At 71.3% G+C, this 19,457-nt stretch carries 20 protein-coding genes and 1 riboswitch; of the genes, 10 read left to right on the forward strand and 10 right to left on the reverse strand.

Going from position 1 to position 19,457, the window contains the following annotated elements; all coding sequences use genetic code 11:
* Nucleotides 1-8 precede the first annotated feature (8 nt).
* The 6 genes from G5C66_RS10735 (at nucleotide 9) to G5C66_RS10760 (ending at nucleotide 6,842) form a co-directional block, all read left to right on the forward strand.
* Nucleotides 9-1,163 carry a zinc-binding dehydrogenase gene (locus G5C66_RS10735; protein ID WP_241248429.1) on the forward strand — a complete coding sequence of 385 codons (1,155 nt, stop codon included), beginning with the start codon at nucleotides 9-11 and terminating at the stop codon, nucleotides 1,161-1,163.
* A gap of 133 nt (nucleotides 1,164-1,296) precedes the next feature.
* Nucleotides 1,297-2,595 carry a DEAD/DEAH box helicase gene (locus tag G5C66_RS10740; protein ID WP_165110960.1) on the forward strand — a complete coding sequence of 433 codons (1,299 nt, stop codon included), beginning with the start codon at nucleotides 1,297-1,299 and terminating at the stop codon, nucleotides 2,593-2,595.
* A 53-nt stretch (nucleotides 2,596-2,648) separates the two neighbouring features.
* Nucleotides 2,649-4,022 carry a histidine kinase gene (locus tag G5C66_RS26785; protein WP_206443958.1) on the forward strand — a complete coding sequence of 458 codons (1,374 nt, stop codon included), beginning with the start codon at nucleotides 2,649-2,651 and terminating at the stop codon, nucleotides 4,020-4,022.
* A complete protein-coding gene (locus G5C66_RS10750; protein WP_165110961.1) occupies nucleotides 4,019-4,690 on the forward strand; it encodes a response regulator in 672 nt (223 codons plus the stop codon). Before G5C66_RS26785 ends, G5C66_RS10750 begins: the two co-directional genes overlap by 4 nt.
* Nucleotides 4,691-4,740: 50 nt before the next feature.
* Nucleotides 4,741-5,658 carry an ABC transporter ATP-binding protein gene (locus tag G5C66_RS10755; protein ID WP_420901736.1) on the forward strand — a complete coding sequence of 306 codons (918 nt, stop codon included), beginning with the start codon at nucleotides 4,741-4,743 and terminating at the stop codon, nucleotides 5,656-5,658.
* Entirely contained in the window at nucleotides 5,655-6,842 is a 1,188-nt protein-coding gene (locus G5C66_RS10760; RefSeq protein ID WP_165110963.1) for an ABC transporter permease, read from the forward strand. The genes G5C66_RS10755 and G5C66_RS10760 overlap by 4 nt, the downstream gene beginning before the upstream one ends.
* A gap of 9 nt (nucleotides 6,843-6,851) precedes the next feature.
* Here G5C66_RS10760 and G5C66_RS10765 read toward each other — a convergent pair whose 3' ends face one another.
* Nucleotides 6,852-7,487 (reverse strand): LysE family transporter, encoded by a 636-nt coding sequence (locus G5C66_RS10765; RefSeq protein WP_165110964.1) that lies wholly within the window; start codon nucleotides 7,485-7,487, stop codon nucleotides 6,852-6,854.
* 120 nt (nucleotides 7,488-7,607) lie between these two features.
* Between G5C66_RS10765 and G5C66_RS10770 the strand changes: the two genes are divergently transcribed.
* Nucleotides 7,608-8,501 carry an SMP-30/gluconolactonase/LRE family protein gene (locus tag G5C66_RS10770; protein ID WP_165110965.1) on the forward strand — a complete coding sequence of 298 codons (894 nt, stop codon included), beginning with the start codon at nucleotides 7,608-7,610 and terminating at the stop codon, nucleotides 8,499-8,501.
* On the opposite strand, the gene G5C66_RS10775 is transcribed toward G5C66_RS10770, so the two are convergent.
* The 3 genes from G5C66_RS10775 to G5C66_RS10785 form a co-directional block, all read right to left on the reverse strand.
* A complete protein-coding gene (locus G5C66_RS10775; protein ID WP_165111160.1) occupies nucleotides 8,498-9,457 on the reverse strand; it encodes a lipid kinase in 960 nt (319 codons plus the stop codon). The genes G5C66_RS10770 and G5C66_RS10775 overlap by 4 nt on opposite strands.
* 76 nt (nucleotides 9,458-9,533) lie before the next feature.
* Nucleotides 9,534-10,292 carry an MOSC domain-containing protein gene (locus tag G5C66_RS10780; protein ID WP_165110966.1) on the reverse strand — a complete coding sequence of 253 codons (759 nt, stop codon included), beginning with the start codon at nucleotides 10,290-10,292 and terminating at the stop codon, nucleotides 9,534-9,536.
* Between the two features lie 8 nt (nucleotides 10,293-10,300).
* Nucleotides 10,301-11,092 carry an isocitrate lyase/PEP mutase family protein gene (locus G5C66_RS10785; RefSeq protein ID WP_165110967.1) on the reverse strand — a complete coding sequence of 264 codons (792 nt, stop codon included), beginning with the start codon at nucleotides 11,090-11,092 and terminating at the stop codon, nucleotides 10,301-10,303.
* Between the two features lie 76 nt (nucleotides 11,093-11,168).
* Between G5C66_RS10785 and G5C66_RS10790 the strand changes: the two genes are divergently transcribed.
* A complete protein-coding gene (locus G5C66_RS10790) occupies nucleotides 11,169-12,074 on the forward strand; it encodes a cation diffusion facilitator family transporter (protein WP_165110968.1) in 906 nt (301 codons plus the stop codon).
* Between the two features lie 17 nt (nucleotides 12,075-12,091).
* Here the strand turns inward: G5C66_RS10790 and G5C66_RS10795 are convergent, their stop codons facing one another.
* Both G5C66_RS10795 and G5C66_RS10800 read right to left on the reverse strand, forming a co-directional pair.
* Entirely contained in the window at nucleotides 12,092-12,775 is a 684-nt protein-coding gene (locus tag G5C66_RS10795) for a TetR/AcrR family transcriptional regulator (protein ID WP_338144140.1), read from the reverse strand.
* A 108-nt stretch (nucleotides 12,776-12,883) separates the two neighbouring features.
* A complete protein-coding gene (locus G5C66_RS10800) occupies nucleotides 12,884-13,198 on the reverse strand; it encodes a DMT family transporter (RefSeq protein WP_165110970.1) in 315 nt (104 codons plus the stop codon).
* 10 nt (nucleotides 13,199-13,208) lie between these two features.
* A riboswitch (guanidine-III (ykkC-III) riboswitch) is annotated at nucleotides 13,209-13,272 on the reverse strand.
* A gap of 127 nt (nucleotides 13,273-13,399) precedes the next feature.
* Between G5C66_RS10800 and G5C66_RS10805 the strand changes: the two genes are divergently transcribed.
* A complete protein-coding gene (locus G5C66_RS10805) occupies nucleotides 13,400-13,975 on the forward strand; it encodes a LysR substrate-binding domain-containing protein (RefSeq protein WP_165110971.1) in 576 nt (191 codons plus the stop codon).
* A 50-nt stretch (nucleotides 13,976-14,025) separates the two neighbouring features.
* Nucleotides 14,026-15,186 carry a galactokinase gene (gene galK / locus G5C66_RS10810; protein WP_165110972.1) on the forward strand — a complete coding sequence of 387 codons (1,161 nt, stop codon included), beginning with the start codon at nucleotides 14,026-14,028 and terminating at the stop codon, nucleotides 15,184-15,186.
* 79 nt (nucleotides 15,187-15,265) lie between these two features.
* Here galK and G5C66_RS10815 read toward each other — a convergent pair whose 3' ends face one another.
* From G5C66_RS10815 to G5C66_RS10830, 4 genes are all read right to left on the reverse strand, one after another.
* A complete protein-coding gene (locus G5C66_RS10815; RefSeq protein WP_165110973.1) occupies nucleotides 15,266-16,195 on the reverse strand; it encodes a patatin-like phospholipase family protein in 930 nt (309 codons plus the stop codon).
* Between the two features lie 74 nt (nucleotides 16,196-16,269).
* Entirely contained in the window at nucleotides 16,270-16,806 is a 537-nt protein-coding gene (locus G5C66_RS10820; RefSeq protein WP_165110974.1) for a nucleosidase, read from the reverse strand.
* 19 nt (nucleotides 16,807-16,825) lie between these two features.
* Nucleotides 16,826-18,040 carry an acyl-CoA dehydrogenase family protein gene (locus tag G5C66_RS10825; RefSeq protein ID WP_165110975.1) on the reverse strand — a complete coding sequence of 405 codons (1,215 nt, stop codon included), beginning with the start codon at nucleotides 18,038-18,040 and terminating at the stop codon, nucleotides 16,826-16,828.
* Complete coding sequence (locus G5C66_RS10830) at nucleotides 18,040-19,404, reverse strand: acyl-CoA dehydrogenase family protein (RefSeq protein ID WP_165110976.1); 1,365 nt, start codon at nucleotides 19,402-19,404, stop codon at nucleotides 18,040-18,042. Before G5C66_RS10830 ends, G5C66_RS10825 begins: the two co-directional genes overlap by 1 nt.
* Nucleotides 19,405-19,457: the final 53 nt, after the last annotated feature.

Consider the following 19,457-nt stretch of genomic DNA (forward strand, 5'->3'; position numbering starts at 1 on the left):
CGGCGCCGATGAACCAGATGCGCGCAACCGTGGTCCACAAGGGCGAGCTGTCCGTGCGGTCGGTCCCGCGACCGGAGCCCGGACCCGGTCAGCTGCTGATCAAGGTGCTGCGCACCGGGATCTGCGGCTCCGACCTGCACGTCCGCGAGCACAGCGACGAGCTCAACAAGGTGGTCACCGAGATCGGCTACACCACCGCGATGACGCCGGACCAGGAGATCGTGCTGGGCCACGAGATCCTCGGCGAGGTCGTCGCCTACGGCCCGGAGACGCGCCGTCGCTGGGAGCCGGGCACCGCAGTCGCGGCGCTGCCGGTGCTGCGTACGGACGGAGCGGTCCACATGGTCGGCTTCGACGTCGACTCCCCCGGCGGCTTCGCGGAGTACACGGTCGTCCAGGAGGCCTTCACCTTCCCCGTCCCCGACGGGGTGGAACCGGACCGGGCGGTCTTCACCGAGCCGCTGGCCGTCGCCTTCCATGCCGTGCGCCGCGGCGCGGTCTCCGCACGACGCCCGGCCGTGGTCATCGGCTGCGGCCCGATCGGGCTGGCTGTCATCCTCATGCTCAAGGCGCAGGGGGTGAAGACGGTGGTCGCCTCCGACCTCTCCCCAGCGCGCCGCGCGCTGGCGGTGGCGTGCGGCGCCGACGTGGTCGTCGACCCGCGCGAGACGTCGCCCTGGGACGCCTACAAGCAGCGCGGTCCGGTGACCTCGCTGACCGACTACCTGGGCTTCGGGATCGACGCGATGCAGGTCGTACGCCGCATCCCGCTGCTCCCGTGGGAGACCGTGCTGCTCAACGCCGACCGCCTCGGCCAGTCGCCGACCGGCCCGGTGGTCTTCGAGTGCGTCGGCGTGCCCGGGATGCTCGAGCAGATCATGACCGCGGCACCGCTGCACACGCGGGTCGTGGTGGTCGGTGTCTGCATGGAGCCGGACACGATCCGGCCGGCGATCGCGATCCACAAGGAGATCGACCTGCGGTTCGTGTTCGGCTACGACCCGGCCGAGTTCGCGCGCACGCTCGAGCTCATCGCCGGCGGGAAGGTCGACCCCTCGCCCCTCCACACCGGCACCGTCGGCCTCGACGGGGTCGCGCAGGCCTTCGACGACCTCGCCGACCCGGAGACGCACGCCAAGATCCTGGTCGACCCGTGGGCGTGAGCCCGCGATTCTGGTAGACGGGTCACCTACCGGTAGTATCTGCTTACCAGCGGCCCGTTCCGGTCTTGCCCCCGGCCGCTCTCGGAATGCGACTTTCACTATGGCGAGACACCTCGCTTGAAAAGTTGACTCCTTGTCTCAGCAGAGCTTCAGCGCGCTCGGCGTGCCCGCAGACCTGACCGCCGTCCTCGACCACCACGGCATCACCTCCCCCACCCCGATCCAGGCGGCCACCCTGCCGGACTCGCTCGCCGGCCGCGACGTGCTCGGCCGCGGGCGGACCGGGTCGGGCAAGACGTACGCGTTCCTGCTTCCGCTGGTCGCCCGCCTCGCCGGCGGCCCGAAGGCCAAGGCGGGCAAGCCGCGCGCCCTCGTGCTCGCGCCGACGCGTGAGCTGGTCCGGCAGATCGAGGAGTCGCTGCGTCCGCTCGCCACCGAGGCGGGCCTGAGCGTGCAGACCGTCTTCGGCGGCGTCGGGCAGAACCCGCAGGTCATCGGCCTGCGCAAGGGCGCTGACGTCGTCCTCGCCTGCCCCGGCCGGCTCGAGGACCTGATCGGTCAGCGCCACGCCGACCTGTCCGCCGTCGAGATCACCGTCCTGGACGAGGCCGACCACATGGCCGACCTCGGCTTCCTGCCGGCGGTCAAACGCCTCATGGCGGCGACCCCGAAGGGTGGCCAGCGGCTCCTGTTCAGCGCGACGCTCGACAAGGGCATCAACGTCCTGGTCAAGCAGTTCCTCTCCTCGCCGGTCGTGCACGAGGCCGACTCGGCCCAATCGCCCGTCGCCGAGATGGAGCACCACGTGCTCCACCTCTCGGCCCGCGAGCACCGCATCCCGGTGCTCGCCGACCTGGCCGCCGCCCCCGGCCGCACCGTCGTCTTCACCCGCACCAAGCACGGTGCCAAGGGCGTCGCCCGCCAGCTCGGCCGCGCCGGCATCCCCGCCGTCGAGCTCCACGGCGACCTCTCCCAGAACGCCCGCGTACGCAACCTGGAGGCGTTCCACTCCGGCAAGGCGACCACCCTGGTGGCCACCGACATCGCCGCCCGCGGCATCCACGTCGACGACGTCACCCTCGTGGTCCACGCCGACCCGCCCGCCGAGCACAAGGCCTACCTGCACCGCTCCGGGCGTACGGCCCGCGCCGGCGCCTCCGGCACCGTGGTCACCCTGATGCTGCCCGACCAGGTCAAGGACGTACGCAGCCTCGCCCGCGCCGCGGGGATCAAGCCCACGACCACCCGCGTCGACGGCCCTGACCACCCCATCCTCGTCGAGCTGGCTCCGGGCGAGCGCAGCCGTCCCGGCCCGTTCGTCCCGGTCGTCACCCAGCCCCCGCGCCGCCCCGCCGGCGAGGGCACCGGCACCCGGAAGAGCCGCCCCGGCTCCCGCGCCCGCCGGCGTCAGCGCGCCGCCGGCTCCCGCTGAACTCCGACTCGAGACTGAGGACCTGGTCCGCCGACGGAACTAGGGTTGGCCGGGTGACTGTGCACGACGACGCCGGCTCCTCCGGCCGGCTGGCGACGTTCTTCGCGACCGACGACGACTGGGAGCGGGAAGGGTCGATCACGCTCGGCGACTGGCTGGTCGGCGCGGTCGTGCTGATCGCCAGCCTGGTCACCCTGGAGCTGATCCGCGGGGTCGGGACGCTGGACAGCAGCGACGCGCCGACCTGGGTCGAGTGGCTGGCGGTGATCAGCGGAGCGGCGCTGCTGGTCTTCCGGCGCCGGTTCCCGCTGACGATCGCGCTCCTGGCCGGGGTCCACATGTTCGTCACCGGGGTGTGGCTGCCCATGGTGATGGGGCTCCTGCCGATGCAGATCATCTATTTCGTCGCGTTCTTCGCGGGCGCGGCCTGGGCGCGGAGCCGGCGCGACATGGTGGTCGTGATGGGGCTGATCACGCTGTTCATGTTCGCCTGGCTCTCCTGGCAGTTCGCGGTCGGCAGCGGCATCGACGAGATCCGCGAGTCGACCTCTGAGGCGGAGGGCTCGGCGCTGATCGGCCCGGTGACCGCCTACGTGCTGCTCACCACCTTGATGAACCTGCTCTACTTCATCGGCGCGATCGTCGGCGGCCAGGTCGCCTGGCGGGGAGCGCGACAGAAGGCCGAGCTCGCCGCGCAGGCGGCGACGATCGCGGCGCAGTCCGGGCAGCTGCAGCGCCGAGCGGTCATCGACGAGCGCCTGCGGATCGCCCGCGAGCTCCACGACGTCGTCGCCCACCACGTCGCGGTCGTCGGGGTGCAGGCGGCCGCCGGGCGCAAGCTGCTCGAACGCGGCCGTCCCGGCGACATCGAGGGCGCTGCCGAGGCGCTCGGCAACGTCGAGGCCTCCGCCCGCGAGGGAGTCACCCAGATGCGCTCGCTGCTCGGCACCCTGCGCGACCCGGCCGGTGACGCGGAGGCAGAACCCGACGGCGTACGCCGCCCCGAGCCGCGGCTCGAGGACCTGCCAGCGCTCCTGGACGAGGTGCGCGAGAGCGGGCTGCAGGTCGACTACGAGGCGGTCGGGCCGGTCGAGGACCTCCCGCTTCCGCTGGCCCACTCGGTCTACCGGATCGTCCAGGAGGCGCTCGCCAACGTCCGCCGCCACTCGACCGCCGACCGCGCTCAGGTCGTCCTCCGCGTCGACCGGTCCGCCGCCGCGCCGTACGCCGAGGTCGAGATCACCGACAACGGCCGGCCGCGCCACGGCACCTCCGGCAGCGGCCTGGGCCTGCTGGGTGTACGCGAGCGGGCGGCCGTCCGGAAGGCGGAGGTCGACATCGGGCCACGCGCGGTGCAGGGGTTCCGGGTGCGGGTGCGGTTCCCGCTCGACTCTCCCGTCCCGTCGTCGGCGGGGGTCGCGCGATGATCCGGGTGCTGCTCGCCGACGACCAGCAGCTGGTGCGCTCTGGGTTCCGCCTCATCCTCTCGATGGAGGACGACATCTCGGTGGTCGGCGAGGCCTCCGACGGCGCCGACGCGATCGCCAAGGTCCGCGAGCTGCGGCCCGACGTGGTGCTGATGGACGTGCAGATGCCCGGCACCGACGGCATCGAGGCGACGCGTACGGTCGTCGCCGAGGGGCACGCCAAGGTGATCATCCTGACCACCTTCGACCGTGACGACTACCTCTTCGACGCCCTCTCCGCCGGCGCGAGCGGGTTCCTGCTCAAGAACGCCGACCCGGACTCGCTGGCCGAGGCGGTGCGGGCCGCGGCTGACGGCCACGCGCTGCTCGCGCCGGAGGTCACGATGCGCGTGATCGGGCGGGTGACCAGGGACGACGCTCCGTCGGCGCCGAGACCGAAGCCGCCCAAGGAGCTCGACCTCCTCACCGCCCGCGAGCGTGAGGTGCTCCTGCTCATCGGTGAGGGGCTGAGCAACAACGAGATCGCGCGCCGGCTGTTCCTGACCGAGGCGACCGTGAAGACGCACGTGTCGGCCTGCCTGGCCAAGCTGCAGCTGCGCGACCGGGTGCAGACCGTGGTCTTCATCCACCGTCACGGGCTGCTGCCCGCAGGCCCATCCAACGGGTGAGAGCGGGTTCATCCTCGCGACGGATCCGCCGGCCGCGGCGCTGAAATAGCGTGGTTCCCGTTCAGTTCCGACGCAGAGGAGTTTCGATGCTCGAGGTCAGCGGGTTGACCCGCCGCTTCGGCGACATGGTCGCCGTCGACGACGTGTCCTTCCCGGTCCCGTCCGGTGGCCTCACCGGGTTCGTGGGCGGCAACGGTGCCGGCAAGACGACCACCATGAGGATGGTCATGGGGGTGCTGGCCGCGCATGCCGGCACGGTCTCCTGGCAGGGACACGAGGTCACCCGCGAGGACCGCCGCCGGTTCGGCTACATGCCCGAGGAGCGCGGCCTCTACCCGAAGCAGCCGATCCTGGACCAGCTGGTCTACCTGGCCCGGCTGCGTGGCATGACCACCGCCGACGCGCGCCGGGAGATCACCGCGCTTCTGGAGCGGTTCGGGCTGGGCGCCCGCACCAAGGACCCGCTCGAGAAGCTCTCCCTGGGTAACCAGCAGCGCGTCCAGATCATCGCCGCGCTCGTCCCCGCGCCGATCGCGCTCGTCCTCGACGAGCCGTTCTCGGGCCTCGACCCCGAGGCCATCGACGCGATGGCCGACCTGCTGCGCGAGCACGCCCGCGACGGCGTACCGGTCGTCTTCTCCTCCCACCAGCTCGACCTCGTGGACCGGCTGTGCGACCGACTCGTGGTGATGGCACGCGGCCGGGTGGTCACCCAGGGCACCGGCGAGGAGCTGCGCGCCGAGGCGGCGCTGCGCTACCGGGTCGTGCTCGACGGCGACGCCGGGTGGGTGCGCGACCTGCCGGGCCTCCACGTACGCGACGTCGCCGGCCCGGAGGCCGAGATCGAGGTCGTCTCCGCCGGCGCCGAGCAGAAGCTGCTCACCGAGGCCACTGCCCGCGGGAACGTGCTCGACTTCCACCGCGTCGTGCCCCGCCTGTCCGAGATCTACCGTGAGGTCACCGCATGAGCGTCGTGAAGACGAAGAGCCAGCCCGTGTGGCAGATCGTCGCGCGCCGCGAGATCGCGGTCCGCGCCACCGACAAGTCGACCCTGATCGGCACCGCGGTGATGCTCGCGGTCATCGTGGGCGTGCTCGGCTTCACCGCGTGGAGCGAGAGCCGGGAGAAGTCCTACGAGCTCGCCTACTCGTCAGCGGCCTCGCAGGCGATGGTCGAGGGCATCGCCGAGCGCGCCTCGGGTATCGATGAGAAGGTGCACATCGACCCCGTCGCCGTCGATGACGCCGACGCCGCCCGACACGCGCTCGAGGAGGAGCAGGCCGACGCGTACCTCCGGCCGACGGCCGAGGGCTGGACGCTGGTCACGCTGGAGGATCCCGACTCCGAGCTGCGCGACGTGGTCAGGCAGGCGGTCGAGGCGATCGTCCTGGCCGGCAACGCCGACGCCGCCGGCACGACCGCTGCCGAGCTGACCAGGGGCTCGGCGGTCGCGCTCGACCAGCTCGAGGGCGACAGCGAGCTCAACGCGATCCGGTACGTCGTCGGCTACGCGCTCGCGATCGTCTTCTACTTCGCCTCGATCATGTTCGGGATGACGCTGGCCAACAGCGTCGTCGAGGAGAAGCAGTCGCGGATCGTGGAGATGATCGCCGCCGCGGTGCCGCTGCGGCAGCTGCTCGCCGGCAAGATCATCGGCAACGCCGTCATCGCGGTCGCCCAGATGCTCGTCTACGTGGCCGTCGGCCTGGTCGGACTGAGCCTGACCGACTTCGGCTTCGCGCTGCCCGCCCTGTCCGGTGCGATCGGCTGGTTCGTGGTCTTCTTCCTGATCGGCTTCGTGGTGCTCTCGACCCTGTGGGCGGTCGCGGGCGCGCTCGCCTCCCGCACCGAGGACCTGCAGTCCTCTTCCACCCCGATCACGATGCTGCTCATGGTGATGTTCTTCGGCGCCCTCTACCTCGACGGCGTCGGCGAGATCGTCGGTTCGTACATCCCGCCGCTCTCCGCCGTGCTCATGCCGATGCGCCTGGTCGACGGCAGTGCGGCCTGGTGGGAGCCGGTCATCGCCGTGGCCCTGCTCCTCGCCTTCGGCGTCGCTCTGGTACGTTTCGCCGAGCGCCTCTACAGCCGGGCGCTGCTCCAGACCGGCGGCCAGCTCTCGCTGAAGGCGGCCTGGCGGCTCGAGGAGTGAGTCCCCGGCTCAGGCCGAGGCGCGCGCGAAGCCGAGATGGATCGCGAAGCCCGTCAGCAGTCCGCCCGCCGTCCAGCGCACCCCGCGCTCGACGCGGCGGCTGCGGCGGAGCACGCCGGAGACGCGCCCGGCGAGGACCACCCACATCGCGTTGACCACGGTGGCGACCGCGATCTGCACGAGCCCCAGCTCGATCAGCTGCAGGCTGGTCGGGCCGTTCCCGGCCTGGACGAACTGCGGCAGCAGCGCGCCGTACATCAGCGCGATCTTCGGGTTGAGCAGGCAGGTGGTCAGCCCGGTCAGGTAGAGCCGCCACGCGGAGTGACGCGGCAGGTCGGCGTCGGGGGCGAGCGCCTGGTTGGAGCCGCGCACCATCCCCCAGGCGAGATAGATCAGGTAGGCCACCCCGGCGATCTTGATCGCCACGAACAGCCCCGGGACCACGGCGAACAGCAGTGCCAGGCCGAGCGTGGTGGCCAGGACGTACAGCAGGAACCCGGTCACCACCCCGGCGAGCGAGACCATCCCGGCCGTACGTCCCTGGATCAGCGTCCGAGAGACCAGGTACATCATGTTGGGGCCTGGGGTGACGACCATCCCGAACGCGATGGTCGCGACGGCGAGGGCGGCAGACGCGGAGATCACCGTTCGAGGCTAGGCCCGGGCGTCCACATGCCCGAACGAATCTTCGTTCGCCGAGACAAACCGGGCCGGAGAGGCCAGGGTGTTCGGGAGACCTGTCACCGTCGACCGGAGGAGCCCGGCATGGCCCGAGAGATCAGCACCATCGTGACGGACCTGCACTACCTGGAGTGCCCACGGTGGCACCAGGACCGGATCTGGTTCGTGGACTTCTACTCCTACAAGGTCTACTCGGCCCGGGAGGACGGCTCGGACCTCATGGTGGAGGCCGAGGTGCCCGGCCAGCCCTCGGGGCTGGGCTGGCTTCCCGACGGCCACCTCCTGGTCGTCTCGATGAGCGACCGCCGGATCCTGCGCCGCGAGTCCGACGGCTCCCTGGTCACCCATGCCGACCTCAGCGGCCACGTCGATCACCATCTCAACGACATGGTCGTCGACGAGCAGGGCCGGGCGTACGTCGGGAACTTCGGCTTCGACATCATGGCCGGCGCCGACGTGGCGCCGACCGCGCTGCTGCGGGTCGACCCGGACGGGACGGTGGCCGAGGTCGCCGACGACCTGTGGTTCCCCAACGGCAGCGTCATCACCGACGACGGCACGCTGATCGTGGACGAGACCTGCGGCAACCGGATCAGCGCCTTCGACATCGCCGCGGACGGGTCGCTGACCAACCGGCGTACGTGGGCGAAGTTCGGCGATCTCAGCACCCACACCGCGTTCGCCGAGGCGATGGGCGACGCCGTCCTCGCGCCCGACGGCTGCTGCCTGGACGCCGAGGGCGCGCTCTGGACCGCCGACGCCGTCTTCGGCCGGCTGGTCAGGGTCGCCGAAGGCGGCGAGATCCTCGAGCAGATCGATCTGGACGGCGGCGTCTTCGCGTGCATGCTGGGCGGTAGCGACGGGAAGACCCTGTACGCCTGTGCCGCGCCCGACTTCTTCGAGGAGCCGCGCAAGGCCAGCACCGAGGCCCGGCTGCTCGCCATCCGGGTCGACGTGCCTCGGGCGGGTCGACCCTAGCTCTGCACGTCCGGCGGCGGGCCGTCGAGGCGGCCGGCGCGGCTGCGGATCGGCACCGCGACGTGGAGCGCGTTGCTCTCGAGCGTGAAGTCGGCCGGCGTCTCGGTGACGATTTCGCCGTCGAGGTTGACCGGCATCGCCTCGTCGGTGGTGATCCGCACCGCCGAGGTGGTCACGTGGTGCACCTGCTCGTGCTCGATGAAGTGGCCGCTCTTGAGCAGCCGCGCGATCGAGACGTGGTCCCGCATCCGGCCGCGGACGATGGCATAGACGTCGAGCAGATCGTCGTCGACCGAGGCGGAGGGCGAGACGGTGTTGCCGCCGCCGTAGTGGCGGCCGTTGCCGACCGCGACCTGGAGCAGGTCGTCGAGCTCCATCGGGTCGTGGTCGCCCTCGGGGAACTCCAGCCGGGCGGTGAACGGCTTGTGGTGGCGGTAGGCCTGCAGGGTCGCGACCGGGTAGGCCGCCGGCCCGATCAGTTTCTTCAGCCGCGGGTTCAGGGCCTCGGTCACCGCGACCGAGAGGCCGAAAGAGGCGACGTTGAGATAGGCGTGGCCGTTGGCCCGGCCGATGTCGACGTTGATGATCTTTCCCTCGAGCATCTGCCGGACCGCGGTCTGCGGGTCGAAGTCGAGCTCGAGGGTGCGGGCGAAGTCGTTGGCTGTGCCGAGCGGCAGCACCGCGAGCACGACGTCGCTCCCGGCGATCCGCGCCGCCGCGGCGCCCACCGAGCCGTCACCGCCTCCGATGACGAGCAGATCGGGTTTGTCGGCCGCGACCTCGTCGAGCGTGGACTCCAGCTCCTCCCCCGAGTGGACTGCGTAGGAGTGCACGTCGGCGATGCCCGCGGACCGCAGCATCTCCTCCGACGACGCCAAGGCGTCCTGTCCCCGGCGCGAGCCGGCGTTGACGACGAGCGCGACCTTGACGGAGTCGCGCGACAACAGCGATTGCATGTCCACATCTGGAGCGTACGCAGCCCACCTGAGTCCGCGCTGATGCGTCCCTGTGCGCGGACCATGACGGCCGGGGTCAGCCCACGACGCCGGGCGTGACCACCTCGGCGAACACCCCGAACGCCGGCTCGCCGGCCCGGTTGAGCGGACGGTGCGTGGCGAGCGTCTTCAGCACGCGTACGTCCCGCTCCCCCGTCTCCGGATGGAGGTCGATCACGGCGCAGCGCGGGATGGGTACGCCGATCCGCAGCGTCGCACCGCCGACCCGGACCTCGCGGCCGAGCCAGGTGTCCTCCGCGTAGGGCTCGTCGGTCTCGACCACCAGGTTGGGCCGGAACCGCGCGGCCTCGAGAGCCTCCTGGCCGGTCCGCTCCGCGAGGTCGCGCAGCGAGGCGGTGGCCACGACCGAGACCGAGCCGGCGAAGACGACGTCGCCGCGGCGGGCGCGGGCCAGCCGCACCGGACGGTCGAGCCACGTCGAGAACAGCTCGGCGTGGGGCCCGTCGACCAGCTCCAGCTCGACCTCGCGGCCCCAGTAGTCGCAGGTGATGCTCTCCCCCGTGGCCACCGGCTCCGCCGAGGCGGTCTGGCCGTCGGGCAGCGCCACGTCGAGCCCGTCACCGACGACCTCGGCCCGCACGGCGACCAGCGACGGGTTCTGGACGGTGCGCAGCACCCGACCGCGAGCCGGGTCCGCGGGGTCGACCGAGACCAGGGCGAGCCCGCGGTCTCCCACGGCCCCCTGGGCGTCGAGCTCGACCCGGTCGTACGCCAGGTGCCTGGTCCCCTTGATCGGCGCGAACCCCGCGCGCACCACCCTCAGCTCATCGGTCACGGGGCCAGTCAACCAGCGCTGCGAAACGCCTTGGCACCCTCGGCCGCAAGCTCGCTGTAGCCGGTGGTGCCGGTGCCGAGCAGCTCCTCGGCGGCGCGCTTGACGGCGCCGAGCGCGGCGAAGGCGAAGGCGCCGCCGACCGAGATGCGGGCCGCGCCGGCCTCGGCCAGCTCCGGGACCGACGGTCCGCCCGGGAGCAGCAGGACGTTGACGGGACGGTCGACGGCGTCGACCAGGCGGCGTACGTCCTCGACGGCGACCACGCCCGGCGCGAAGAGCACGTCGGCGCCGGCCTCCTGGTAGGCCTGGAGGCGGGTGATGGTGTCGTCGAGATCATCGCGGCCGCGGATGTGGTTCTCGGCGCGGGCGGTGAGGACGAAGCCGTCCCCGGCGGCAGCGGCGGCCGCGGCGACCCGCTGGGTGGCCTCCTCGATCGGGTAGATCGTGTCCTTCTCGAGACCCGCGTAGTCCTCGATCGACCCGCCCGCCAGCCCGGCGCCGACGGCAAGCCGGAAGGTCTCCTCGACCTCATCGGTGGTCGCCGCGAAGCCGGCCTCCAGGTCGGCCGAGACGGGCACCTCGACCGCCTCGGCCAGCGCGGTCGCGTGGGCGATCACCTCGTCGCGGGTGACCTGGCCGTCGAGGCGGCCCAGGGTCGCGGCGTACCCGCTGCTGGTCGTGGCCAGCGCCTGGAAGCCCAGCGAGGCCAGGACCTTCGCCGAGCCGGCGTCCCAGGCGTTGGGCATCAGCAGCGGGCTTCCGGGCAGGTGCAGTGACAAGAACTCATCGGCCTGCGACATGGCTGCACCATCCCACGACCGCCACCGCTGCGCACGCGAACTCTGCCCATCGTCGGGGGACCTAGACTCATCGAACATGGGGCACGACCACGACCACATCTCCCCGGCAGCCGACCGGCGCTACCTGGTCGCCGCGCTGGCGCTCCTGGGCGTGTTCCTGGTCGGCGAGGTGACGGTGGCGATCCTGGCCGACTCGCTCGCCCTGCTGGCCGATGCCGGCCACATGCTCACCGACGTCGGCGCGATCGCGGCGGCGCTGTGGGCGATGCGGCTGGCCGCCCGGCCAGCGCACGGCCAGTGGACCTACGGCTGGAAGCGCGCCGAGATCCTCTCCGCGGCGCTCAATGGCATCACCCTGCTCGTCTTCGCCGCGGTCGTCGCCGTGGAGGCGATCCGGCGGCTGATCCACCCACCCGACGCCGAGGGCTGGCCGATGCTCGTGGTGGCGGTCGTCGGCTGCGCGGTCAACATCCTCGCGGCCGCACTGATGGCCCGCGCCAACCGCACCTCGCTCAACGTCGAGGGCGCCTACCAGCACGTCCTCTCCGACCTCTACGGCTTCATCGGCACCCTCGTCGCCGCGATCGTCATCCTGCTCACCGGCTGGACGCGCGCGGACCCGGTGGCGTCGCTCGTGGTCGTCGCCCTGATGACGTACGCCGGTGTCTGTCTGCTGCGCGACAGCGGCCGCATCCTGCTCGAAGGAGCGCCGGCGGAGGTCGACGTGGAGGACCTGCGCCGGCACCTGCTAGGGGTCCACCAGGTAGTCGACGTGCATGACCTGCACGCCTGGACGGTCACCTCGGGCCTCCCCGCGGTCTCGGCCCACCTGACCCTGCGACCGGAGTGCTTCCTCGACGGCAGCGCACCGAAGGTGCTCGACCGGGTCCAGTCCTGTCTGGCCGGCCACTTCGACGTCGAGCACTCCACCTTCCAGCTCGAGCCCGAGACCCATCTGGCCCACGAGCCCGGGATGCACTGAGCGCCCGGGCGCCGGGGTCAGGTTCGGGCGAGGGCGGTGAGCGCCGCCTCGCGCGCGTGCTCGATCGCGTCCTCGGCGATCCCGCACAGACGCAGGCAGGCCGAGGCGATCGTGGCCACGGTCGTGCTGCCGACGCGGTCGTCACGGCGGAGGCTGACCACGCTCTCGACCATCTGCACGAGCAGCTCGCCGAGCCCGGGCTCGCCGCTGTTCGCGGAGACCCGCTCCCCCGCCGCCCGCTGCGCGACCCGGCCGTAGCCGGCGACGAGGTCGTCACGGAGGTGGCCGTAGCGCTCATAGACGGGCGAGGCGATGACGTCGGGGAGGCGGTAGAGCATGCCGATGTTGTAGGGCATCGCGACCAGTGCGCTCATGTCGCTGACCGCGAGGGCGTAGAGGCCCACGTCGGGGGTGACCGATCCCATCCCGGCCTCGATCTTCCCGGCCTGCTCGACGCGGTCCTGGACCGACCGCTCGAGCAGCACCGCGAGGATCTCCTCCTTGCTGCCGAAGTGGTAGTAGATCGAGGCCTGCCTCAGGCCGGCACCCTCCGCGATCTCGCGGGTGGTGGTGCCGGCGTATCCGCGGCTCACGAAGAGCTCAGCAGCGGCAGCGAGGATCTGATCTCGGGGGTTCGCCGCAATCTTGCCGGGGAGCAGCCGTGGACGGCCGCGACCCGGACGCGGCGAGATCTGTGACACCGTGGCATCGCCTTTTTCTGTCGCTCGATAGATAACGTGGGAGAGGGCAAGTTTCGCACTCATATCGAAAGAGTCAAGCGCTGGGCCACGTGTCCGCCCCCAAACCGATCAGTGCGTGAGCTTGAGGCCCACGACGCAGCCGACGAGCGCGACGATGAGTAGCACGCGCACGGGGCTCATCGACTCCTCACCGGCGAACATCGAGTAGCCGACGGTGAGCGCGGCGCCGATCCCGACCCAGACCGCGTAGGCGGTGCCGATCGGCAGGGTGCGCATCGCCATCGCGAGCCCCACCAGGCTGCCGACCAGGGCGACGCCGAACACGATCGACGGGACCAGTCGCGAGAAGCCCTCGGTGCGGCCCAGTGCGAGCGCCCACACGGCCTCGAGGACGCCGGATGCAACGAGAAAAAGCCAGGACATGACCACTCCAGACGGCCGTCTTGTCGCGCCTCCGGGTACGGCTCCCTCGTCCGGCAGCCGGTCTCGGCTGACGTCTTCGACCTTAGCAAAACTGTCACTCGATAGAAACTTGACGGTGGTAGAGAACGCCGTGTTCTTCAGCACGGGATCGGGGCCGGGTTCGGCGCCTGATTCCAGGCGCGATGATGAGAGGATGCGACGGTGACCTTCACCGTCGGCTTCGTCACCGGAGCCACCCCCGACAAGTGGGCCCGGATCTGGCGTGACCGCAGCCGTGAGCGGCTCGAGCTCGTCCCGGTCACCGAGGAGGACCAGGAGCGGCTGCTGCGTGAGGGCCAGCTCGACATGTGTCTCGTCCGCCTCCCCGTGGATCGCGACGGTCTGCACTGCATCCCGCTCTACGAGGAGCAGCCGGTCGCGGTGATGGGCCACGAGCACCTGCTCTCCCTGCTGGACGAGGTCACCCTCGACGACCTCGCCGAGGAGCAGCTCGTCATCCCCGAGCGCGGGGGTTGGACACCGAGCGTCGAGCAGCTCGCGTGGCCGCCGATGAGCGAGAAGGACGCCGTCGAGACGGTCGCGGCCGGCACCGGTGTCGCGATCGTGCCGATGTCGGTCGCGCGGCTCTACCACCGCAAGGACGCCGTCTTCCGCCCCGTCGTCGGCGTCGAGCCCACCACCGTCGGCCTGGCGTGGTTGATCGACAACGACGACGAGCGCGTGCAGACCTTCATCGGCATCGTCCGCGGCCGCTCACGGAACTCCTCACGACGCTGAGACGCACCCGGATGAGCGCTCCTCGGGAGTGACCGGGCAGACTCTGCACCATGCTCGAGCCGACCGACCTCACCGTCCGCGCGACCGACGGGTTGCACACCACCTTCGGCACCGTGGCCACGGTGGTCGGGAGGGCGCCGGGCCGGGTCAACCTGATCGGTGAGCACACCGACTACAACGCCGGGCTGGTGCTTCCCGTGGCACTCCCCCACGCGACGTACGCCGCTGCCGCGCCCCGCGCCGACGGCGTCGTCCGCATCGCCTCGGCCCAGGAGCCGGAGCCGTTCACCGGCCACGTCGACGAGCTCGGGCCGGAGATCGATGGCTGGGCGGCGTACGTCGCGGGGGTGCTGTGGACCCTGCGCGAGGCCGGCCTGGTGTCCGGCGGTCTGGACATGTACCTGGAGTCGTCGGTCCCGCTCGGCGCGGGCCTGTCGTCGTCGGCCTCGGTCGAGTGCGCCACCGCGATGGCGGCGCTCGGTGTCGCCGGCCGGGCTCTCGACGAGGACCTGCAGCGGGCCGTCGTCGCGGCCGGGATCCGGGCCGAGACCGAGGTCGCCAAGGCGCCGACCGGCGGGATGGACCAGTCGGTCGCCGTCTTCGCCGAGGCCGGCGGCGCGCTGCTGATCGACTTCGCCTCCGGCGAGCACCGCAGCGTCCCGCTGGCCCTGGGCGATCGCACCGTCCTGGTCACCGACACCCGGGTCAAGCACCAGCTCACCGACGGCGGCTACGCCTCCCGGCGCGCCCAGTGCGAGAAGGCCGCCGCCGACCTCGGCCTGCGCTCGTTGCGCGAAGCCACCGTGGAGCAGGTCGAGACCCTCGACGACGACCTAGTACGCCGCCGCGCCCGCCACATCGTCACCGAGATCGCCCGGGTAGAGCCGACGGTGTCCGCCTTGGGCGCCGGCGACTGGGCCGCGATCGGGGAGCTCTTCGCCGCCTCGCACGCCTCGATGCGCGACGACTTCGAGATCTCCGTCCCCGAGCTCGACCTCGCCGTCGCGACCGCGGTCGACGCCGGCGCCGACGGCGCCCGGATGACCGGCGGCGGCTTCGGCGGCTCGATCGTCTCGATCCTCCCCGCTGCTGCCGTGGAGGCGGTCAGCGGCGCGATCGACAAGGCGTTCGCCGAGGCCGGCTACGGCGCTCCCGGCCATCTGATCGCGAGCCCGTCGGCTGGCGCGATGTTCACCGAGGTGACTCGGTGAGCTCGCGCTGACTTCGCGGAGTTCCCCGAAGTCAGCGGCCACTGACCGAGTCACCTCGGTCAGCATCCACCGCGCCCACTCAGGCCAGCCCCGCGTCCCCCAGCATCCGGGTCGCGGTGTCCACCGCGGCCTGGCGTGCCGCCCGCAGCAGGTCGACGTCCGTCTCGGTGCGGCCGGGGATCGGGGCGGCCGCGTCGGGCGCGAGGGTCAGCGTATGCACGCCCGCGCAGCTCCCGGACCTCATCTCCGCGACCGCGCTGCGGTAGCGCGCCGGCCTGGTCCGGTAGAGCTCGCCGAGCTCAGGGTTGACCCGGCGCAGGTAGCGCTCGATGACGCGGTCGGCCGGGCCGTAGACCGGCGCGGTCCCGAACGGACGGGTCGCCAGCACGATCGCGTGCGTCGCCCCGAGCGCCGCCGCCGAGGCCACCGGCACCGGCTCGACGAGCCCGCCGTCGAGCCAGCGGCGGCCGCGTACGGTCACCGGGAGGCCGCCTGCCAGCGGCAGCTGGCTGGAGGCGATCACCGACTCGGCGAGATCGGTGGCGTCGGCGAAGTCGGTGAGCGGGACGGCCTTCGCCGTCACCACGTCGGTGGCCACCGCGGCGAGCCGGGGCGCGCCGTCGCGCAGCGCCAGCGACCACTCGAAGAGCTCCGCGGAGCGCGCGGTGATCCCTCGGGTGTCCACCATCGACTTGCGCCGCAGCATCCGCCCGGCGCCGATGTACTCGGGCGAGGCGAACACCGAGGCGTACGACTCGCTGAAGGCGCCGATCGTGCCGGCCGCGACCGCGGTGGCGTTGGCGGCGCCGGCAGAGGTCCCGACCACCAGATCGACGGCATCCAGGAGCCCGCGGTCGGCGAGCACCGCGGCCATCGTCGCCGACAGCATCCCGCGCATCCCGCCACCCTCGATCACCAGGGCCAGGGTCGCCTCGTCACCCGTCTTCCCGCGGTCCCCGCCGAGGCGGGACCGGAGCAGCTCCACCACTCCCGATTGCAATGCGTCCACACCCGGATTGTGATCCTACCGACGAGTAGGTCCGTGCAGCGGGTCCCTCCGACGGCCCCGGACAGGGGCGCACGTCACACGTTCGCGGCGAGCCAGTCCGCGAGGTCGCGGGCCGAACGGTCCACGACGTTGGCCCAGTCGAAGGCGGTCTCGTCGGCATTGTCGGAGACGTGCTTCACGATCCGTGCCGGTACGCCGGCCTCGCGGGCCGCCCAGGCGACCGCGAAGGCCTCCATGTCGACCAGGTGAGCCCGCTGGGCGAGCTCGGCTCGAACGACCGTGTCGGTGACGAACATGTCTCCGGTGGCGCAGACGATCTCGGAGTCACCGACCTCCAGGCCGTCCTCGACGTCGTAGCCCAGGGACCGGATCGCGGCGGCGGAGAAGTCGTGGTTGAGGACCGTCCCGACCTCGATGAGGCCGGTGTGGCCGTCGCGCAGCGCGCCGCAGGAGCCGATGTTGACGACCTGCTGGATCGTCCGATCTGCCGTCAGTACACGCGAGACGGCCGAAGCGGCCGCCACCTTCCCGATCCCGGTGATCACCACCTTGAGCCCGGAAGGGACATGGGCCGCCTCGGCCTTGGTCGCTGACACCACGAGAACGCTCATGGCGGCAGACCCTAATAGGTCACTTGAGCTCCGCGGACGTGAGCCCGAGAACCCGCCGGGCCACGATCAGCTGCTGGATCTGCTGGGTGCCCTCGAAGATGTCGAGGATCTTCGAGTCGCGGGCCCACTTCTCCAGCAGCTCGCCCTCGGAGTAGCCGATGGTGCCGGCCAGCTCGACGCACGACAGGGTCACGTCGGACCCCATCCGGCCGGCCTTGGCCTTGGCCATCGAGGCCTCCTTGGAGTTGGGCTGGCGGTTGTCGGCCATCCAGGCGGCCTGGAGCATGAGGAGGTACGCCCCCTCGTAGTCCGACTCGAGCTGGATGAACTTCGCCGCGGCCGCCGACTGCAGGTGGGCGGGCCGGTCGTAGTCGATCTCGACGCCCGCCTGCTGAAGCAGGTCGCGGGTGTAGTCGAGCGCCGCGCGGGCGCAGCCGACCGCCATCGATGCCACCAGCGGACGGGTGTTGTCGAAGGTGGCCATCGCGCCGGCGAAGCCCTCCTTGACGTTGATCTCGGGGCTTCCGAGGAGGTTCTCGGCGGGCACGCGGCAGTCGGTGAAGGTGATCGTGGCGGTGTCGGAGGCCTTGATCCCGAGCTTGTGCTCGAGACGCTCGACCTTCATCCCCGGCGTGCCCTTCTCGACCACGAACGACTTGATCGCCGCCTTGCCGAGCTCCTTGTCGAGCGTCGCCCACACCACGACCGCGTCGGAGCGGTCACCGGAGGTGACGAAGATCTTCTCGCCGTTGAGCACGTAGTGGTCGCCGTCGAGCGTGGCGGTGGTCTTGATGTTGGCCGAGTCGGAGCCGGTGCCGGGCTCGGTGATCGCCATCGAGGCCCAGACACCGTCGAAGCGCTCGTGCTGCTCGTCGTTGGCGACCGAGGCGATGGCGGAGTTGCCCAGGCCCTGGCGCGGCATCGCGAGGGTCAGCCCGACGTCGCCCCAGCACATCTCCGAGACGGAGATGACCGAGGACATGTTGGCGCCGTTCTTGACCGTGCCGTCGTCGGGCTTGGAATCGCGGCGTACGCCGGTGGCGCCCGCGCCCTCACCCTGGCCGGACTCGGCGAGGCCGTCGGCCATCGCGGCGAGCATGTCGAGCTCGGTGGGGTACTCGTGCTCGGCCTTGTCGTACTTGCGCGAGATCGGTCGCAGCATGTTCATCGCGACCTGGTGGATCTGCTCGCGCAGCGGCTTGAGCTTCTTGGGGTCCTCGAGATTGATGGCCATCAGACCAGCACCGTGCCTTCCATGATCCCGATCGCACGCAGGTCGCGGTACCACCGCTCCACCGGGTGCTCCTTGACGAAGCCGTGACCGCCGAGCAGCTGGACGCCGTCGAGGCCGATCTGCATGCCCTTGTCGGCACACAGCTTGCGAGCCAGCGCGATCTCGCGGGTCGCGTCGATGCCCTGGGCGACCCGACTGGCGGCCTTGTAGGTCACCAGGCGCATCGCCTGCAGCTCGATGGCGATGTTGGCCACCATGAACGCCACCGACTGGCGGTGGGCGATCGGCTCGCCGAAGGCCTCGCGCTCCTTGACGTAGGGCGTCACGTAGTCGAGGACGGCCTGGCCGACGCCGATGGACAGCGCGCACCAGGCGAGGCGCGACAGCCGCACCGCCTCGGTGTAGGTCGAGCCGTCGGTCTCGCCGAGGACGGCGGTCGCGGGGACCTTCACGTCTGTCAGGGTCAGCTTGGTCAGCGAGGCGGCGCGTACGCCCATCGCGGGCTCGGACTCGATGCTCAGGCCCGGGGTGGACGACTCGACGAGGAACAGCACGGGCTTGCCGTCGAGCGAGGCACCGACCACGAACAACTCGGCCTCGGCGCCGCGGGCGACCAGCGACTTGGCGCCGTCGAGCGTGTAGCCGTCGGCCGTCTTGGTGGCCGTGATCGACGGGGAGAGCACGTCGAAGAGGACCTTGTCCTCGTTGAGCGCGAACGCCGCGGCCGGGACGTTGCCCTCGGTGAACGCGGGCAGATAGGTCTGCTGCTGCTCGTCGGTGCCCCACAGGCCGAGCGCGGTCGCGACCGATCCGGGCGCGAGCGCAGCGACGGCCAGACCGAGGTCGCCCTTGGCGAGCGCCTCGGCGACCAGGGTGCCGGCGACCGCGGAGCGGGTCTCGGAGATGCCGCCGAGCTCCTCGGGGACGCCCAGGATCGGCAGCCCGATCTCGAGGCTGGACTTGAGCAGCTCGTCGGGCGCGGCGCAGGCCTCGTCCGCCTCGGCCGCGGCGGGACGTACGACCTCGGCGGCGAACTCGGTGACGACGTCGACGAGCATCTGCTCGTCCTCGGTCGGGGTCAGGTCGAAGACGCCCTTCGGGATGGCGTTGGGCACGCGTACGCCCGGGGCGCCCTGCTTGCCCCTCTTCTTGAACGCGCGGCTGGTCGCCGCCATCGTCTTGAACCCGCTGCGGGTCACCGTGAAGACGACCTGCTCGGTCTGCTTGCGGACACCGAGCCGGTCGAGCGCAGGACTCTGCGAGAGCTTGCGCAGACCGGCGACGGCGAACCCGATGGGGTCACGCGACTCGCCGGACGGGACGCCGTTGGCGAGCCCGCCGCGTAGGCCTTGGAGGATACTCATGGGTAGAACTGTAACTGGGAGTTACAACGCGGTCTACACTTGAGCGTGGTGAT

It is taken from the genome of Nocardioides turkmenicus (genome assembly GCF_011045035.1).
Classification (GTDB): domain Bacteria; phylum Actinomycetota; class Actinomycetes; order Propionibacteriales; family Nocardioidaceae; genus Nocardioides; species Nocardioides turkmenicus.

Bases quoted from the DNA above. Each gene is read 5' to 3' on its own strand.
- G5C66_RS10825 (WP_165110975.1), bottom strand. From the start codon at position 18,040: ATGGCCATCAATCTCGAGGACCCCAAGAAGCTCAAGCCGCTGCGCGAG.
- G5C66_RS10735 (WP_241248429.1), top strand. From the start codon at position 9: ATGAACCAGATGCGCGCAACCGTGGTCCACAAGGGCGAGCTGTCCGTG.
- G5C66_RS10790 (WP_165110968.1), top strand. From the start codon at position 11,169: ATGGGGCACGACCACGACCACATCTCCCCGGCAGCCGACCGGCGCTAC.
- G5C66_RS10820 (WP_165110974.1), bottom strand. From the start codon at position 16,806: ATGAGCGTTCTCGTGGTGTCAGCGACCAAGGCCGAGGCGGCCCATGTC.
- G5C66_RS10785 (WP_165110967.1), bottom strand. From the start codon at position 11,092: ATGTCGCAGGCCGATGAGTTCTTGTCACTGCACCTGCCCGGAAGCCCG.
- G5C66_RS10775 (WP_165111160.1), bottom strand. From the start codon at position 9,457: ATGCAATCGCTGTTGTCGCGCGACTCCGTCAAGGTCGCGCTCGTCGTC.
- G5C66_RS10830 (WP_165110976.1), bottom strand. From the start codon at position 19,404: ATGAGTATCCTCCAAGGCCTACGCGGCGGGCTCGCCAACGGCGTCCCG.
- galK (WP_165110972.1), top strand. From the start codon at position 14,026: ATGCTCGAGCCGACCGACCTCACCGTCCGCGCGACCGACGGGTTGCAC.
- G5C66_RS10800 (WP_165110970.1), bottom strand. From the start codon at position 13,198: ATGTCCTGGCTTTTTCTCGTTGCATCCGGCGTCCTCGAGGCCGTGTGG.
- G5C66_RS10760 (WP_165110963.1), top strand. From the start codon at position 5,655: ATGAGCGTCGTGAAGACGAAGAGCCAGCCCGTGTGGCAGATCGTCGCG.
- G5C66_RS10750 (WP_165110961.1), top strand. From the start codon at position 4,019: ATGATCCGGGTGCTGCTCGCCGACGACCAGCAGCTGGTGCGCTCTGGG.
- G5C66_RS10770 (WP_165110965.1), top strand. From the start codon at position 7,608: ATGGCCCGAGAGATCAGCACCATCGTGACGGACCTGCACTACCTGGAG.